Source organism: Pseudomonas sp. GL_090 (assembly GCF_057837765.1).
Genome location: NZ_CM174452.1, coordinates 744,562 through 762,211, shown reverse-complemented (window position 1 = coordinate 762,211; position 17,650 = coordinate 744,562). Strand labels below are relative to the sequence as shown.

The following is a 17,650-nucleotide window of genomic DNA, read 5'->3' as shown; positions in this document are numbered from 1 at the left end:
ACTCTCAAACGCTTCGAAGCAGTTAATGGTGGAGCCAAACGGGATCGAACCGTTGACCTCCTGCGTGCAAGGCAGGCGCTCTCCCAGCTGAGCTATGGCCCCATACAAAATTGGTGGGTCTGGGCAGATTCGAACTGCCGACCTCACCCTTATCAGGGGTGCGCTCTAACCAACTGAGCTACAGACCCAATTTCGAGCGCGTAACTGTTAGCTTGGAGCTATCAGCTTGGAGCTTAAAGCTGCTTCTATCGTCTTCTTCAATGAATCAAGCAATTCGTGTGGGAACTTATGGAGCAGCTGAGTCGTCGATTAAGGAGGTGATCCAGCCGCAGGTTCCCCTACGGCTACCTTGTTACGACTTCACCCCAGTCATGAATCACACCGTGGTAACCGTCCTCCCGAAGGTTAGACTAGCTACTTCTGGTGCAACCCACTCCCATGGTGTGACGGGCGGTGTGTACAAGGCCCGGGAACGTATTCACCGCGACATTCTGATTCGCGATTACTAGCGATTCCGACTTCACGCAGTCGAGTTGCAGACTGCGATCCGGACTACGATCGGTTTTGTGGGATTAGCTCCACCTCGCGGCTTGGCAACCCTCTGTACCGACCATTGTAGCACGTGTGTAGCCCAGGCCGTAAGGGCCATGATGACTTGACGTCATCCCCACCTTCCTCCGGTTTGTCACCGGCAGTCTCCTTAGAGTGCCCACCATAACGTGCTGGTAACTAAGGACAAGGGTTGCGCTCGTTACGGGACTTAACCCAACATCTCACGACACGAGCTGACGACAGCCATGCAGCACCTGTCTCAATGTTCCCGAAGGCACCAATCCATCTCTGGAAAGTTCATTGGATGTCAAGGCCTGGTAAGGTTCTTCGCGTTGCTTCGAATTAAACCACATGCTCCACCGCTTGTGCGGGCCCCCGTCAATTCATTTGAGTTTTAACCTTGCGGCCGTACTCCCCAGGCGGTCAACTTAATGCGTTAGCTGCGCCACTAAGAGCTCAAGGCTCCCAACGGCTAGTTGACATCGTTTACGGCGTGGACTACCAGGGTATCTAATCCTGTTTGCTCCCCACGCTTTCGCACCTCAGTGTCAGTATCAGTCCAGGTGGTCGCCTTCGCCACTGGTGTTCCTTCCTATATCTACGCATTTCACCGCTACACAGGAAATTCCACCACCCTCTACCATACTCTAGCTTGTCAGTTTTGAATGCAGTTCCCAGGTTGAGCCCGGGGCTTTCACATCCAACTTAACAAACCACCTACGCGCGCTTTACGCCCAGTAATTCCGATTAACGCTTGCACCCTCTGTATTACCGCGGCTGCTGGCACAGAGTTAGCCGGTGCTTATTCTGTCGGTAACGTCAAAACACTAACGTATTAGGTTAATGCCCTTCCTCCCAACTTAAAGTGCTTTACAATCCGAAGACCTTCTTCACACACGCGGCATGGCTGGATCAGGCTTTCGCCCATTGTCCAATATTCCCCACTGCTGCCTCCCGTAGGAGTCTGGACCGTGTCTCAGTTCCAGTGTGACTGATCATCCTCTCAGACCAGTTACGGATCGTCGCCTTGGTGAGCCATTACCTCACCAACTAGCTAATCCGACCTAGGCTCATCTGATAGCGCAAGGCCCGAAGGTCCCCTGCTTTCTCCCGTAGGACGTATGCGGTATTAGCGTTCCTTTCGAAACGTTGTCCCCCACTACCAGGCAGATTCCTAGGCATTACTCACCCGTCCGCCGCTGAATTCAGGAGCAAGCTCCTGTCATCCGCTCGACTTGCATGTGTTAGGCCTGCCGCCAGCGTTCAATCTGAGCCATGATCAAACTCTTCAGTTCAAACATCTTTGGGTTTTGAGAAAACCCTAAACTTGGCTCAGCAATCGTTGGTTACATCTTTGATTTCTCGCGGAGTAACTTGTGATGCTGATAATCTGTTGACTAGCAGTCTGACTCCACAAGCACCCACACGAATTGCTTGATTCAGTTGTTAAAGAGCGGTTGGTTAAGATCTTTCGTCTCAACCGAGGCGCGCATTCTACAGCAGCCTCATTTGCTGTCAAGTGATTATTTTCAGAAGTTTTCAAAGTTTCCTTTTCAACTTCAACCACTTGCGCTTCAGATCTCTCATCAGCGGGAGGCGAATTCTACAGCGTTACACGCTGCTGTCAACACCTCTTTTTCAACTCCCTTTCGGCTTCGATGAACTGAAGCAACCTGCTGCCGAAAACTGCGTAACTCATTGTTTACCAAGGAGTTTTCCGTTTCGACTGCGCCGGAAGTGGGGCGAATTATAGACATCTGAAATCTGCCGTCAACCGCTATTTTCATAAATCTGTCATATAACTCAAAAAGCCCCGAAAACGCGAAGGCCGGCCACAAGGGCCGGCCTTCTCTACCCTTCTACTTACAAGCTAGGGAAGGCGAACTGCGAAGCTTCATGGCTCGCACGCTGCGGCCAGCGCTGGGTGATGGCTTTGCGGCGGGTATAGAAACGCACACCATCCGGGCCATAGGCGTGCAGGTCGCCGAACAGCGAACGCTTCCAGCCGCCAAAGCTGTGATATGCCACCGGCACCGGCAGCGGTACGTTGACACCCACCATGCCGACTTCAATCTCGTCGCAGAACAACCGCGCCGCTTCACCATCACGGGTGAAGATGCAGGTGCCGTTGCCATATTCGTGATCGTTGATCAGTTGCATGGCTTCTTCCAGGCTGTTGACCCGAACAACGCACAGCACCGGCCCGAAGATCTCTTCTTTATAGATGCGCATTTCTGGCGTGACGTTGTCGAACAGGCAGCCACCCAGGAAGAAGCCTTCCTCGTGACCAGCGACGGTCAGGCCACGGCCATCCACCACCAGGGTCGCGCCAGCAGCTACGCCGTCTTCTACATAACCGCTGACTTTGTCGCGGGCCTGGCCAGTGACCAGAGGCCCCATGTCCAGACCGCAAGAAGTACCAGCGCCAATTTTCAGCGCCTTGATTTGTGGAACCAGTTTGGCCACCAGTGCATCGGCCACCTGATCACCGACACACACTGCTACGGAGATCGCCATGCAACGCTCACCGCAAGAACCGTAGGCCGCGCCCATCAGTGCGCTGACGGCGTTGTCCAAATCTGCATCCGGCATCAGCACGGCGTGGTTCTTCGCACCGCCCAGGGCCTGAACGCGCTTGCCGCGCTTGGTGCCTTCGGAATAGATGTATTCGGCAATCGGCGTCGAACCAACGAAGCTCAGCGCTTTGACTTCCGGCGCTTCGATCAATGCGTCCACCGCAGTCTTGTCACCGTGCACCACGCTCAGTACGCCTTTAGGCAAACCAGCCTCCAGCAGCAATTGGGCAATCAGCAGCGTCGAACTCGGGTCACGCTCGGAAGGCTTGAGGATGAAGCAGTTGCCGCAGACGATCGCCAGCGGGTACATCCACAGCGGCACCATGGCCGGGAAGTTGAACGGCGTGATACCGGCAACCACGCCCAGCGGCTGGAAGTCAGACCAGGCATCGATGTTCGGGCCGACGTTACGGCTGTATTCGCCCTTGAGGATTTCCGGGGCCGCGCAAGCGAACTCGACGTTCTCGATGCCGCGCTTCAGTTCACCGGCAGCATCTTCCAGGGTCTTGCCGTGCTCTTCACTGATCAATTGCGAGATGCGGGCTTCGTTCTGCTCCAGCAGTTGCTTGAAGCGGAACATCACTTGGGCACGCTTGGCCGGCGGCGTGTTGCGCCAGGCCGGGAATGCAGCCTTGGCCGCGTCGATGGCGCTCTGGATGGTTTCGCGGGTCGCCAGTGGCAGCTTGTGGATAGCCTGGCCGGTAGACGGGTTGAACACATCAACCGCGCGACCGTTCTCGGTCACCAGTTCGCCATTGATCAAATGCGGAATAACGCTCATGGAAGCTCCTGAAAAGTTGTCCACAGGCGCCCGTTCCCGAGCGCCCGTTGTTTATAGGTATATAGAAGGAGAAATCAGTCGATCTTGCTCAGCACTTCGCCGACCGCGTCGAACAGACGATCCAGGTCCTGCGGCTTGCTGTTGAAGGTTGGGCCGAACTGCAGGGTGTCGCCGCCGAAGCGCACGTAGAACCCGGCTTTCCACAGCGCCATGCCGGCTTCGAACGGACGCACGATCGCATCGCCGTCACGTGGAGCGATCTGGATCGCACCGGCCAGGCCGAAGTTGCGGATGTCGATGATGTTCTTGGTGCCCTTGAGACCGTGCAGCGCATTTTCGAAATGCGGCGCGACTTCAGCCACGCTCTGCACCAGGTTTTCCTTTTGCAGCAGGTCGAGTGCCGCCAGGCCCGCGGCGCAAGCCACCGGATGCGCGGAATAGGTGTAGCCGTGAGGGAACTCCACCGCATATTCAGGCGTTGGCTGATTCATGAAGGTCTGGTAGATCTCGGAGCTGGCAATCACCGCGCCCATCGGGATCGCACCGTTGGTGACTTGCTTGGCGATGCACATCAGGTCCGGGGTCACGCCGAAGGTGGTGGCGCCGAACATGGTGCCGGTACGGCCGAAACCGGTGATCACTTCGTCGAACACCAGCAGGATGTTGTGCTGGTCGCAGATTTCACGCAGACGCTTGAGGTAACCCTGTGGCGGAACCAGCACGCCAGCGGAACCGGCCAATGGCTCGACGAAGACCGCCGCGATGTTCGACGCATCGTGCAGCTCGATCAGCTTCAGCAGTTCGTCAGCCAGGGCGATACCACCCTGCTCCGGCATGCCACGGGAGTAAGCGTTGCTGGCCAGCAAGGTGTGCGGCAGGTGGTCGACGTCCATCATCGCCTGACCGAACAGCTTGCGGTTGCCGTTCACGCCCCCGAGGCTGGTGCCGGCGATGTTCACACCGTGGTAACCACGGGCACGACCGATCATCTTGGTCTTGGTCGACTGGCCCTTCAGGCGCCAGTAAGCACGGACCATCTTCACGGCGGTGTCAGCACACTCGGAGCCCGAGTCGGTGAAAAACACGTGATTCAGGTTGCCCGGGGTCAGGTCGGTGATTTTCTCAGCCAGCTGGAAGGACAGCGGATGACCGTACTGGAAGCCTGGCGAGTAATCGAGAGTGCCCAGTTGCCTGGCGACCGCTTCCTGGATTTCCTTGCGGGTGTGCCCGGCGCCACAGGTCCACAGACCGGACAACGAGTCGTAAACCTTGCGGCCCTTGTCGTCGATCAGCCAACTGCCTTCGGCGCCAACGATCAGCCGCGGGTCGCGCTGGAAGTTGCGGTTGGCGGTGTAAGGCATCCAGTGAGCATCGAGCTTGAGCTGGCTGGCCAGGGAAGTCGGGGCGTTTTCAGGCTGGTTCATGGGCGAAATCTCGCAAGGCAATAAGCGGCGTAAGGATTGAAAACCGTTGTTGCAGCTAAATTGCCACGGAGATAAAGTCTGTGAAATCCAACTCTTCTAATGTTCAGTCAGCCAACTACTAAACTTTGAGTAACCCGCATGAGCACTCGCCGTCCCGATCCGCTGGCCCAGGTCAGCGACTTTGATATCCGCCTGCTGAGGATTTTCCGCAGCGTGGTGGAATGCGGCGGCTTCTCCGCGGCGGAAACCGTGCTGGGCATCGGTCGCTCGGCGATCAGCCAGCAGATGAGCGATCTGGAGCAACGCCTCGGCCTGCGTCTGTGTCAACGTGGACGTGCCGGGTTTTCCCTGACCGAAGAAGGCCGCGAGGTCTATCAATCGGCGTTGCAGCTGTTAAGTGCACTGGAAAGCTTCCGCACCGAGGTCAATGGCCTGCACCAGCACTTGCGCGGCGAATTGATCATTGGATTGACCGACAACCTGGTCACCCTGCCCCACATGCGCATCACCCATGCCCTCGCACAATTGAAGGAACGCGGCCCCGACGTGCAAATCCAGATCCGCATGATCGCGCCCAATGAAGTCGAACAAGGCGTGCTCGACGGCCGTCTGCATGTCGGCGTGGTGCCGCAGGCCAGCGCGCTGTCGGGGCTGGAGTATCAACCGTTGTATAGCGAACGTTCGCTGCTGTACTGCGCGGTCGGTCACCCGCTGTTCTATGTCGACGACAAGCAACTGGACGACGAACGCCTGAATAGCCAGGACGCCATCGCGCCCACCTTTCGTTTGCCGGCGGAGATCCAGGCTCACTACCAGGCGCTCAATTGCACCGCCAGCGCCTCGGACCGTGAAGGCATGGCGTTCCTGATCCTGACCGGGCGCTACATCGGCTATTTGCCGGATCACTACGCGAGTCTTTGGGTACAGCAAGGTCGGTTGCGTGCATTGAAAGCAAAAACGCGTTTCTATGACCTGAGCCTGGCGTCGGTCACCCGCAAGGGACGTCGACCGCATCTGGTGCTGGAGAGTTTTCTCGAGAGTCTCGCGGCGACGCGTTGAATTGCATAATTGAACAAGCCCTCAGTGGATTGGTTTTTCCCCATAGACTTGTCTGTAACCTGCCGGTGCGCTATCAACGCACTGGCCGCACCCACTCATCTTCTCGGAAGTGCCTATGACCTTTGAAGTCCCAGCCCACGGCGGAAAACCCGTCAGCCGCATTCGTCAGAAAAACGAAGAGACCATCATCAAAGCCGCCGAAGACGAGTTCGCCCGTCACGGCTACAAAGGCACGAGCATGAACACCATCGCCCGGAATGCCGGGCTGCCCAAGGCGAACCTGCATTACTACTTCACCAACAAGCTCGGTTTGTACGTGGCGGTGCTGAGCAACATCATCGAGTTGTGGGACAGCACCTTCAACACCCTCACCGCCGAGGACGATCCGGCCGAAGCCTTGACCCGCTACATCCGCGCAAAAATCGAGTTCTCCCGGCGCCAGCCGCAAGCCTCGCGGATTTTCGCCATGGAAGTCATCAGCGGCGGCGAATGCCTGACCGAGTACTTCAACCAGGACTATCGCGCCTGGTTCCAGGGTCGTGCGGGCGTGTTCCAGGCCTGGATCGACGCCGGTAAAATGGACCCGGTCGATCCGGTGCACCTGATCTTCCTGTTGTGGGGCAGCACCCAGCACTACGCCGACTTCGCCACCCAGATCTGCCGCGTCACCGGGCGCACCAGGTTGACCAAACAGGACATGGAAGACGCCGGGGACAACCTGATCCGCATCATTCTCAAGGGCTGCGGCCTGAAACCTGCCATCTAAGTTGCCATTCAGGTACGTATGCCATTTACCCTCAGCGGTTTTTGCGAATACCGCGAAGAGATTCGCAAGAGTCGCTTCATGACCTTCGCCGCGCCGATCTCCAGCCCGGCCGAGGCCCAGGCGTTCATTGAACAGCACAGTGACTTGAATGCCTCGCACAACTGCTGGGCGTGGAAGCTCGGCGATCAGTATCGCAGCACCGATGATGGCGAGCCCGGCGGCACGGCCGGGCGGCCGATTCTGGCGGCGATAGAGGCGCAGGATTGCGATCAGGTCGCGGTGCTGGTGATTCGCTGGTATGGCGGCATCCAACTGGGCACCGGGGGGCTCGCCCGCGCTTATGGCGGGGGTGCAAACAAATGCCTGCAAGCGGCGCCAAAGATCGAGCTGATCAGCCGGGTGCCGCTGCGTTGCGCTTGCGGGTTTGCCGAGTTGACCCTGGTCAAGCTGCGGGTGGCAGAAGCAGGTGGATTGGTTGTGGATGAAAGCTTCACCGCCAATGGGGTCGAGTTGCAGCTGGCCGTGGGCGGTGCGCAGATCGACACCTTGCAGTCACAACTGGCCGATTTGAGTCGCGGGCGAATTCTGTTACAGCGCTGAATCACAGGCTGCAATCTTTTGGGGCACGCCACTTTTTCACTTATTCCATATTTGCCCACATCTGCTGTGCACCCGCCTGTGGATAACCTGAGCACATACCGCTGTAACCCTTCTGTCATGCGGCTTTGCGGACTTTGCTCAATTTTCGTCCAATCTGCGATCAGCTACATCAAATTCAAATAAAAACAAACAGTTACAACGGTTTATCGCCTTTAGAAGAAAGCCACTCAGTGCTTATGCCCATGCTTTGAGCTTGCACACAAATACTGTGGAGCAATCTGTGGATAACCCGTTCATGGCCGTCTCGGCGCCCTGCACGCTATGGCTTGTGGTCGATTGCTCATTTTTTGAGCAAAACCCCACGAGCAAAATCGGGGCTTGATTTGCGCCATTGCCCCCATGTGGTGCCGGGCTGTGGGAGAGACATTCGAAAGCGGCGCACTCAACGCCTCGGCTCGCAGGACTTCGACATTTTCCTGACCAGATGGCCAGAAAATTGCTTTATCCACAGGCACAAGTCCAACAGCACCGAGCCTGTCATGCCCAATCGCGCTCCAACCCCCGATCCGGTTCCGCGCCTGCAACTGCGCAGCATCACAAAACGCTACCCCGGTTGCCTGGCCAACGACGCCATCGACCTGACCATTGCTCCTGGCGAGATCCATGCCCTGCTCGGCGAAAACGGCGCGGGTAAAAGCACCTTGATGAAGATCATCTACGGCGTCACCCACGCCGATTCCGGCGAAGTGATCTGGCAAGGCCGGCGGGTGAGCCTGCGCAACCCGGCCCAGGCACGGGGTTTGGGAATCGGCATGGTGTTCCAGCATTTCTCGCTGTTCGAAACCCTGAGCGTGGCGCAGAACATCGCCCTGGCCATGGGCGCGGCGGCAGGCACACCCAAACAGCTTGAGCCGAAGATTCGCGAGGTGTCCCGGCGCTATGGCATGGCGCTGGAACCGGAGCGACTTGTCCACAGCCTGTCGATCGGTGAACGGCAACGGGTGGAAATCATTCGCTGCCTGATGCAGGACATCCGCCTGTTGATTCTCGATGAACCGACTTCGGTGCTGACGCCGCAGGAGGCCGACGACTTGTTCGTCACCCTGCGCCGGCTTGCCGCCGAGGGTTGCAGCATTTTGTTCATCAGCCACAAGCTTGGGGAAGTCCGCGCGTTGTGCCACAGCGCAACGGTTTTACGAGGCGGTCGGGTGTCCGGGCATTGCGTGCCGGCCGAGTGTTCGGATCAGCAACTGGCGCGCTTGATGGTCGGTGAAGCGGCGGAGTTGATCGCTGACTATCCGAAGGTTACCGGAGGTGAGGCGTTCCTTGATGTCCGTGGCTTGTCCTGGCACAACCCGGACCCGTTCGGCTGCTCGCTTGCCAACATCGACCTTGAAGTGCGCCGTGGTGAAATTGTCGGCATCGCCGGTGTCGCCGGCAATGGCCAGGACGAGTTGCTGGCCTTGCTCAGCGGCGAAGTACTGCTGCCCCGCAACGCCAGCGCAACGATCCGTTTTGGCCAGGAGCCCGTCGCCCATTTGCGTCCCGATGTTCGCCGCCAACTCGGCCTGGCGTTCGTCCCCGCCGAACGCCTGGGCCATGGTGCAGTGCCGGAGCTGAGCCTGGCGGACAACGCGCTGCTGACCGCCTTCCAGAAGGGGTTGGTGAATAACGGCCTGATTCAGCGCGGCAAAGTCGAAGCACTGGCCGAGGAAATCATCCGCTGTTTCGGGGTCAAGACACCCGATAGCCAGGCACCGGCCCGCAGCCTGTCCGGGGGAAACCTGCAGAAATTCATCCTCGGCCGGGAAATCCTTCAGCGACCGAAACTGCTGGTCGCCGCACACCCGACCTGGGGCGTGGACGTCGGCGCGGCCGCCACCATTCACCGCGCCTTGATTGCCTTGCGCGATGCCGGCGCGGCGATCCTGGTGATTTCCGAAGACCTCGATGAACTGTTCCAGATCAGCGACCGCCTCGGCGCCTTGTGCGGTGGTCGGTTGTCGGCGCTCCACGCCACAGTCGACACGCGCCTGAGCGATGTCGGCGGCTGGATGGCCGGCCAGTTCGGTGCCCCTCAATCACTCGAATCCGCCACGCGTTAACGGAGTGTCACATGCTGCTTTCTCTTGAACCCCGCGGCCAGCAATCGCGCCTGATGCTGTGGTGCTCGCCGTTGCTCGCGGCGGCACTGACACTGGGCTGTGGCTCGCTGTTGTTTATCGCGCTCGGGCACGACCCGCTGCTGACGCTGCACACCTTGCTGATTGCGCCGGTCAGCGACCTGTACGGCGTCTCCGAATTGCTGGTCAAAGCTCTGCCGATTCTGCTCTGCGCATTGGGCCTGGCCGTCGCCTACCAGGCGCGCATCTGGAACATCGGCGCCGAAGGTCAACTGCTGCTCGGTGCGTTGGCCGGCAGTGCGCTGGCGGTGAACATCATCGATATGCAAAGCCGCTGGGCGCTGGTGCTGATCTTGCTCACCGGCACCTTGGCCGGAGCTGCGTGGGCCGGGCTGACGGCGTGGTTGCGCACGCGTTTCAACGCCAATGAGATCCTCACCAGCATCATGCTCAATTACATCGCCCTGAACCTTTTGCTGTATTGCGTGCACGGTCCACTGAAAGATCCGGATGGTTTCAATTTTCCGCAATCGGCGATGTTCGGCGACGCCAGCCGCTTGCCGTTGCTGATGGAAGATGGCCGGGTCCACGCCGGGGTTTACTTCGCCCTGCTCGCGTTGGTGACCGTGTGGGTGTTGTTGCAGAAAAGCTTTGTCGGTTTCCAGATCAAAGTGCTCGGGCTGGACAAGCGTGCCGCCGGTTTTGTCGGCTTTCGCGAGAAACGTCTGATCTGGCTCGCGCTGTTGATCAGCGGCAGCCTGGCGGGGCTTTCCGGCGTGTGCGAAGTCAGCGGCCCCATCGGTCAGCTGGTGCCGCAGGTCTCGCCGGGCTACGGCTATGCGGCGATCACCGTGGCATTTCTCGGCCGCCTGAACCCTGTCGGCATCCTGTTTTCCAGCCTGCTGATGGCGCTGCTGTACATCGGCGGCGAAAGCGCACAAATGAGCCTGAACCTGCCGCAAGCCATCACCCAATTGTTCCAGGGCATGATGCTGTTTTTCCTGCTCGCCAGTGATGTGCTGATTCTCTATCGCCCACGCCTGAACCTGCGCTGGACCCGCCGCGCCCAAACCACCGCCGTACAAGCAGGAGCGCTGTGATGGATATCGATCTGCTGAGCAATATTTTCTACGCCATGGTCCGCTGCGGTACGCCGTTGCTGCTGGTGGCGCTGGGGGAACTGATCTGCGAGAAAAGTGGCGTCCTCAACCTTGGCCAGGAAGGCATGATGCTGTTTGGCGCGGTGATCGGTTTCATCGTCGCGTTCAACACCGGCAATCTATGGCTCGGCGTGTTGCTGGCAATGTTCGCCGGGATGCTGTTGTCGTCCCTCTTTGCCTTGGTGGCGCTGGTGTTCAACGCCAATCAGGTGGCCACCGGTCTGGCCCTGACGATTTTCGGCGTGGGCCTGTCGACCTTCGTCGGTGCGGCCTGGGTCGGCAAGCCGCTGGCGGGATTCGAGCCGATGGCGATTCCATATTTGAGCGAGATCCCGCTGATCGGACGGATGCTGTTTGCCCAGGACCTGTTGGTGTATTTGTCATTCGCGCTGTTTGCGCTGGTGGCCTGGGTGATTCTGAAAAGCCGTGTCGGGCTGATCATTCAGGCGGTCGGGGAAAACCCGGATGCGGCCAGCGCCATGGGCTTGCCGGTGTTGGCGGTGCGGACCCTGGCGGTGTTGTGCGGCGGTGCGATGGCAGGGCTGGCCGGGGCATATCTGTCCCTGGCCTACACACCGATGTGGGCGGAGAACATGAGCGCCGGGCGCGGCTGGATTGCCCTGGCGCTCGTGGTGTTCGCCAGTTGGCGGGTGTGGCGCCTGCTGCTCGGCGCGTACCTGTTCGGGCTCGCCAGCATCCTGCACCTGGTGGCGCAGGGGCTGGGGCTGGCAATTGCGTCGAGTCTGCTGGCGATGCTGCCGTATGTCGCGACCATTGTGGTGCTGGTGCTGCTGTCCCGGGATGCGCTGCGCACACGGTTGTATGCGCCGGTGTCGTTGGGGCAGCCGTGGCAGGCAGGGCATTAGTGGTTGCCTGGGCGGGCCCCTTCGCGAGCAGGCTCGCTCCTACAATGATCCGGGGTTGGCTCAATATTAGTGTTCGACACAGCCCCTTGTGGGAGCGAGCTTGCTCGCGATGGCTGCCGAACAGGCAACACTTGAGCAATGCCCCACGCCAATTCAAACACCAGAAAAACCACCAGCAGCGAACTCGCGCCATGGATCAGGGCATAAGCCTGCCAGGCCGAGAACAGGAATCTGGCCACGGCGTCATACCGCCCATAAACCTGCTGCGGATCACGAATCCGCAGCACTGCCCATACGCAGACAATCGACCCCAGCAAATTCGCCATCAACATGTGCACTGGCTCGAACGGTGGCAACTCACCGGGTAAACTCAACGTCTGACTCACCCCCGTCAAAAACCCATGCAACGCCGCAAAACTCCACGGTGTGATAAACGCGACCGTCACGATCAGGTCGTACCAGGCGCTGCCTTGCACCAATCGGCGATATTGCGTTGTAGTCCACATCGACATTGCTCCATCAATTCAGGGAGCAACAAGGCTAAAGCCTGGAGTATGCTCCAGGGTCAAGCCCCCTCGAGACGTCATGATGCGCATTGGTGAATTAGCCCAGGCCAGCGCCGTCAGCCGCGACACGCTGCGCTTTTACGAGCAGCGCGGGTTGATCGCGGCGCAACGCAGCGCCAACGGGTATCGCGACTATCCGCCAGACATGGTGCAACGGGTGCAGTACATCAAGACCGCTCAACGACTGGGGTTTAGTGTCCATTGAATCCACTATCCTGAACTTTCAAGGAAGCCACTCATGTCCAAGGCAAAAACCGCACTCATCATCGGCGCCTCCCGGGGGCTCGGCCTCGGACTGGTGAAAACCCTGCTGGCCGATGGATGGCAAGTCACCGCCACCGTGCGCGACCCGCAAAAAGCCGAAGCCTTGCAGGCCCTGGGCGATGTGCGGATCGAAAAGCTCGACATGGACGATCAGCAGGCGGTGTCCGCCCTGAGCCAACAACTCAAGGGTGATGTGTTTGACCTGTTGTTCGTCAATGCCGGGGTCAAGGGACCGGATGTCCAGACGCCGAACAGTGGCGCGACAATGGCCGAAGTCGGTCAGCTGTTTTTCACCAACGCCGTGGCGCCGATCAACCTGGCCCAGCGTTTTGTCGAGCAACTGCGCCCGGACACCGGCGTGCTGGCGTTCATGAGTTCGGTGCTCGGCAGCGTGACCATGCCCGATGCGCCGGAGCTGGCGTTGTACAAGGCCAGCAAGGCGGCGCTGAACTCCATGACCAACAGCTTCGTCACGCAATTGGGCGAAACCAGTCTCACCGTGCTGTCGCTGCACCCGGGCTGGGTGAAAACCGACATGGGGGGTGAAGGCGCGGACATCGACGTGGAAACCAGCACCCGTGGCCTGGTCGATCAGGTGAATGCCTATGTCGGCAAGGGCGGGCATCACTTCATCAACTACCGGGGTGAAACCATTCCCTGGTAATACCCCATAACCTGTGGGAGCGAGCCTGCTCGCGATGGCGGTGTATCAGGCACAGATGTTGTCGACTGACACTCCGTCATCGCGAGCCGGCTCGCTCCCACAGGGTTACTCTTCGTCTGGTCGGGTTGGGCTTGCCCGCCAGGGCGTTTTGATCGACACTTCGCACCTCGCCTCCCCGGCGACCCTGGATCAGCAGACAGGGCAACACTGAGCTGGCAACCCTGAACCCAACTTTCAGAGGAGCCGGCCAACATGCCTGCGACCCGTACCTGGTTAAAAAATCCCCTCGCCATTTTCACCTCCAACAGTCTCGATGCCCGTGGCGGTCTGGTGCTGCAAGACGGTTTGATCGTCGAAGTACTCGGCGCCGGTCAACAACCGTCCGCACCGTGCAATGAAGTGTTCGATGCCCGCGAGCATGTGATCCTGCCGGGCCTGATCAACACCCATCACCACTTCTATCAAACCCTGACCCGCGCCTGGGCACCGGTGGTCAATCAGCCGCTGTTCCCGTGGCTGAAAACCCTGTACCCGGTCTGGGCACGCCTGACCCCGGAAAAACTCGCCCTCGCCACCAAAGTCGCGCTGGCTGAATTGCTGCTGTCCGGTTGCACCACCGCGGCCGACCATCACTACCTGTTCCCGGAAGGTCTGGAAAACGCGATCGACGTGCAAGTCGAGAGCGTTCGTGAACTGGGCATGCGCGCCATGCTCACCCGCGGTTCCATGAGCCTCGGTGAAAAGGACGGTGGCCTGCCGCCACAACAGACCGTGCAGGAAGGCGAAGTGATCCTCGCCGACAGCCAGCGCCTGATCGCCGAATACCACGAACGCGGTGACGGCGCGCAAATCCAGATCGCCCTGGCACCGTGCTCGCCGTTCTCGGTGACCCCGGAAATCATGTCGGCCAGTGCCGAGCTGGCGAACAAACTCGACGTGCGCCTGCACACCCACCTGGCAGAAACCCTCGACGAAGAAGATTTCTGCCTGCAACGCTTCGGCCTGCGCACCGTGGACTATCTGGACAGTGTCGGCTGGCTCGGCCCGCGTACCTGGCTGGCCCATGGCATCCATTTCAACCCGGACGAAATCGCCCGCCTCGGCGCCGCCGGCACCGGCATTTGCCATTGCCCGAGTTCGAACATGCGCCTGGCCTCGGGCATCTGCCCGAGCATCGAGCTGACCGATGCCGGTGCCTTGCTTGGTTTGGGCGTGGACGGTTCGGCGTCTAACGATGCCTCGAACATGATGCTCGAAGCGCGTCAGGCGTTGTACATCCAGCGTCTGCGCTACGGCGCCGAGAAGATCACGCCGGAGCGCGTGTTGGGTTGGGCGACCAAGGGTTCGGCGAGCCTGCTGGGCCGTACCGATATCGGCGAGTTGGCCGTGGGCAAGCAGGCTGACCTGGCGATGTTCAAGCTCGATGAACTGCGCTTCTCCGGCAGTCATGATCCGGTCTCGGCGTTGCTGCTATGCGGTGCTGATCGCGCGGATCGAGTGATGGTCGGCGGCAAGTGGCGGGTGATCGATGGGCAGGTCGAAGGGCTGGATCTGAAGGGGTTGATTGCTGATCACAGCCAGGCGGCGCGGCAGTTGATCGCCGGGACCTGATACAACACCGATTAAAACTGTGGGAGCAGGCTCGCTCCCACATTGGTTTTGTGGAGGATCATTGGCGCACCAGTGGATGGCAGCTGTGCAAGGACATGCACTGTTATCGGACTTCAAGGACCTGTCGCGAGCTTGCTCGCGATGGCATCACCGCGGATTCATGTTTTGTTGTCTTGTTGGTCAGCAATTTGCATTGCCCTGTGCAAGCCAGAGAGCCCAGCCAACCTCACAACAAAATGGAGTTCCAATTCATGCACAACCGTCCGTTGAAGAAGCTGCTTTGCGCTGTTGCGGCAGCCATCGGTTTGAGCGCCAGCCTGACCGCCGTAGCCGCCGATCCGCTGAAAGTCGGCTTCGTCTATATCGGTCCGATCGGTGACCACGGCTGGACGTATCAGCATGAACAGGGGCGTAAGGAACTCGCGGAAAAATTCGGCGCACAGATCACCACCAACTACGTGGAAAACGTCGCCGAAGGCGCCGACGCCGAGCGGGTGATCCGCAACATGGCCAAGGACAAATACGACCTGATCTTCACCACTTCCTTCGGCTACATGAACCCGACCGTGAAGGTCGCCAAACAGTTTCCCAAGGTGACCTTCGAACACGCCACCGGCTACAAGCAGGACAAGAACCTCGGCACTTACCTGGCGCGTACTTACGAGGGTCGCTACGTCGGTGGTTTCCTCGCGGCGAAGATGACCAAGACCAAAAAGGTCGGTTACGTCGCCTCGTTCCCGATCCCGGAAGTGATCCGCGACATCAACGCCATCCAGTTGGCCCTGAACAAGTACAACCCCGGCACCGAGATCAAGGTGGTGTGGGTCAACTCATGGTTCGATCCGGGCAAGGAAGCGGACGCCGCCAACGCGCTGATCGACCAGGGCGTGGACGTGGTGTTCCAGCACACCGACAGCCCCGCGCCGATCCAGGCGGCCGAACGTCGCGGCGTTTATGCCGTGGGCTACGCTTCGGACATGGCGCACTTCGGGCCGAAAGCGGTGCTGACCTCCATCGTCAACGACTGGGGCCCGCACTACGTTCAGGCAACCCAAAGCGTGATCGATCATGACTGGAAATCCCGGGACTACTGGGGCGGCTTGAAAGAAGGCACCGTTGAACTGCCGATCAGCGACCTGGTGCCAGCGACGGTGAAGAGCGAAGCCGAGCAGCTCATCGCCGACATCAAGAGCGGTGCGCTGCAACTGTTCACCGGGCCGATCAAGGATCAGGCCGGGGTCGAGAAAATTCCGGCGGGCGCGAGCGCGACCACGGCGGAACTGGCGTCGATGAATTACTACGTGGAAGGCATGAAGGCCGAGATTCCGAAGTAACTCTCCAGTCAGAACACAAAACCCTGTGGGAGCGAGCCTGCTCGCGAAGGCGTCTGTACACTCAACATTGATGTTGGTTGACACACCGCATTCGCGAGCAGGCTCGCTTGTATGTTTAGACTTGAAGGGGTGGGTGGGACTAAAGCTCGTCATCTGACTCTGACCAGTACAGACCGTGGGAGACTTCGTCCCCCCCCTTCACCTAATGCGCCGATAAGGAATGCATCGGCTCGGACCGACGATAGAAACAAGCCAGCGCAACGGTGAACCCCGACAAGTCTTTAAACCCTAGCTCGGAGGGTGGGCCATGACAATCCTTGATTCGCAGGTGGTCGTTGGTGTGGATGTGGCGAAGGACGAGATCGTTGTCTATCGATCCGACCTGCAAAAAACCCTCAAGGTCGCGAATAAGCGATCAACCCTGAAGCAATGGCTCAAGACGCTGCCAACGAACAGCGCCCTCGCGCTTGAGGCGACCAATATCTATCACCTTGATACAACGGAAATGGCCCATGAAATGGGCCATGACGTTTATGTCATCGATGGCAGTCGCCTCAACAAATACCGCGACGGCATAGGCATGAGGGCGAAAACAGACGCCCTGGATGCCGAACTGCTGGCGCGTTACTTGAGCCGGGAGTCTGACAGGCTGAGGATCTGGAACCCGCCACCGAAGGCTTACACACAGCTCAAAAGCCTGCTTCGTCGCCGGGCCCAGCTGGTCCGGGGCTGTGTCGCACTCAAGCAGAGCTGGAAAAACGAGCCCCTGCTCAAAGAGCAGTTCAACCAGCTTCTGGCCGCCATTGCCCAGTTCGAAAAAACGATTCAGAAAACACTCAAGGAGATTGCTGAGGACGCCGGGATGCAGGATCAAGTGAAGCGCTGCCAAGCCGTCGAGGGTGTCGGGCTCCTGACGGCCACCGCAGCGGCCACTGCGTTTTTGCGTGGGGAGTTTGCAAACAGTGACGAGTACGTCGCCTTCCTTGGCATGGATCCGCGGGTGAGGCAGTCAGGACAAAAGGATCAAAGGCGTTGGCTATCCAAGCGAGGGGATTCGGAGTTCCGGCGTCTGTTTCACAACAGCGCCATGGCCGCCAGCCGCTCGCCGGTCTGGAAACCGTACTACCAGAGCTACCTGGCCAGGGGTCTAAAAGGCACTCAAGCCTTGGTTATCCTGGCGCGCAAGCTGGCCAGAGTGATGTTCGCGCTGATGAAAAACCAAAGTGAATACAGGCCAAATTCTATGCTTGGGGGTTCCCCCCAAACATAGAATCTCCCACATGTGATCTTCATCGCGTTCAAGG

General features: G+C 59.2%; 13 protein-coding genes, 2 tRNA genes, 1 rRNA gene and 1 pseudogene. 11 read left to right on the top strand and 6 right to left on the bottom strand.

Annotated features, from left to right (window positions below; all coding sequences use genetic code 11):
* Positions 1–26: 26 nt before the first annotated feature.
* The 5 genes from AC3ITA_RS03325 to aptA all read right to left on the bottom strand — a co-directional run bounded on the left by AC3ITA_RS03325 (position 27) and on the right by aptA (position 5,333).
* Positions 27–102 (bottom strand) — tRNA-Ala (locus AC3ITA_RS03325).
* Between the two features lie 9 nt (positions 103–111).
* Positions 112–188: transfer RNA gene (locus AC3ITA_RS03320), tRNA-Ile, on the bottom strand.
* Positions 189–310: 122 nt separating this feature from the next.
* Positions 311–1,847, bottom strand: a 16S ribosomal RNA gene (locus tag AC3ITA_RS03315).
* Between the two features lie 568 nt (positions 1,848–2,415).
* A complete protein-coding gene (locus AC3ITA_RS03310) occupies positions 2,416–3,909 on the bottom strand; it encodes a CoA-acylating methylmalonate-semialdehyde dehydrogenase (RefSeq protein ID WP_095946036.1) in 1,494 nt (497 codons plus the stop codon).
* A 74-nt stretch (positions 3,910–3,983) separates the two neighbouring features.
* On the bottom strand, positions 3,984–5,333 hold the full coding sequence (gene aptA, locus AC3ITA_RS03305; RefSeq protein ID WP_095946037.1) for an omega-aminotransferase AptA: 1,350 nt from the start codon (positions 5,331–5,333) through the stop codon (positions 3,984–3,986).
* Between the two features lie 138 nt (positions 5,334–5,471).
* Here aptA and AC3ITA_RS03300 point away from each other — a divergent pair, with 138 nt between their 5' ends.
* From AC3ITA_RS03300 to AC3ITA_RS03275, 6 genes are all read left to right on the top strand, one after another.
* Positions 5,472–6,392: a LysR family transcriptional regulator gene (locus tag AC3ITA_RS03300; RefSeq protein ID WP_007971880.1), complete on the top strand. Its 921-nt coding sequence runs from the start codon at positions 5,472–5,474 to the stop codon at positions 6,390–6,392.
* 115 nt (positions 6,393–6,507) lie between these two features.
* Positions 6,508–7,158 carry a TetR/AcrR family transcriptional regulator gene (locus tag AC3ITA_RS03295; protein ID WP_150673135.1) on the top strand — a complete coding sequence of 217 codons (651 nt, stop codon included), beginning with the start codon at positions 6,508–6,510 and terminating at the stop codon, positions 7,156–7,158.
* Positions 7,159–7,176: 18 nt separating this feature from the next.
* The gene (locus AC3ITA_RS03290) at positions 7,177–7,758 is read left to right on the top strand and encodes an IMPACT family protein (RefSeq protein WP_489279428.1); all 582 of its coding nucleotides are present in this window, start codon (positions 7,177–7,179) and stop codon (positions 7,756–7,758) included.
* A gap of 539 nt (positions 7,759–8,297) precedes the next feature.
* Entirely contained in the window at positions 8,298–9,863 is a 1,566-nt protein-coding gene (locus tag AC3ITA_RS03285) for an ABC transporter ATP-binding protein (protein ID WP_489279426.1), read from the top strand.
* An 11-nt stretch (positions 9,864–9,874) separates the two neighbouring features.
* Positions 9,875–10,981, top strand: a complete 1,107-nt coding sequence (locus tag AC3ITA_RS03280) for an ABC transporter permease (RefSeq protein ID WP_414928715.1) — start codon at positions 9,875–9,877, stop codon at positions 10,979–10,981.
* A complete protein-coding gene (locus AC3ITA_RS03275; RefSeq protein ID WP_414928714.1) occupies positions 10,981–11,907 on the top strand; it encodes an ABC transporter permease in 927 nt (308 codons plus the stop codon). Before AC3ITA_RS03280 ends, AC3ITA_RS03275 begins: the two co-directional genes overlap by 1 nt.
* On the opposite strand, the gene AC3ITA_RS03270 is transcribed toward AC3ITA_RS03275, so the two are convergent.
* Positions 11,904–12,413, bottom strand: a complete 510-nt coding sequence (locus tag AC3ITA_RS03270; RefSeq protein ID WP_489279423.1) for a hypothetical protein — start codon at positions 12,411–12,413, stop codon at positions 11,904–11,906. The genes AC3ITA_RS03275 and AC3ITA_RS03270 overlap by 4 nt on opposite strands.
* Positions 12,414–12,495: 82 nt before the next feature.
* On the opposite strand from AC3ITA_RS03270, the pseudogene AC3ITA_RS03265 reads away from it, so the two are divergent.
* The 5 genes and pseudogenes from AC3ITA_RS03265 to AC3ITA_RS03245 form a co-directional block, all read left to right on the top strand.
* Positions 12,496–12,672, top strand: a pseudogene (locus AC3ITA_RS03265) (MerR family transcriptional regulator); the annotation flags it as partial.
* A gap of 39 nt (positions 12,673–12,711) precedes the next feature.
* On the top strand, positions 12,712–13,401 hold the full coding sequence (locus AC3ITA_RS03260; protein WP_489279422.1) for an SDR family oxidoreductase: 690 nt from the start codon (positions 12,712–12,714) through the stop codon (positions 13,399–13,401).
* 252 nt (positions 13,402–13,653) lie between these two features.
* A complete protein-coding gene (locus AC3ITA_RS03255; RefSeq protein ID WP_489279420.1) occupies positions 13,654–15,012 on the top strand; it encodes an 8-oxoguanine deaminase in 1,359 nt (452 codons plus the stop codon).
* Positions 15,013–15,263: 251 nt separating this feature from the next.
* Positions 15,264–16,346, top strand: a complete 1,083-nt coding sequence (locus AC3ITA_RS03250) for a BMP family ABC transporter substrate-binding protein (protein WP_150673140.1) — start codon at positions 15,264–15,266, stop codon at positions 16,344–16,346.
* A gap of 307 nt (positions 16,347–16,653) precedes the next feature.
* Entirely contained in the window at positions 16,654–17,616 is a 963-nt protein-coding gene (locus AC3ITA_RS03245) for an IS110 family transposase (protein ID WP_150674321.1), read from the top strand.
* The last annotated feature ends 34 nt before the right edge of the window (positions 17,617–17,650 follow it).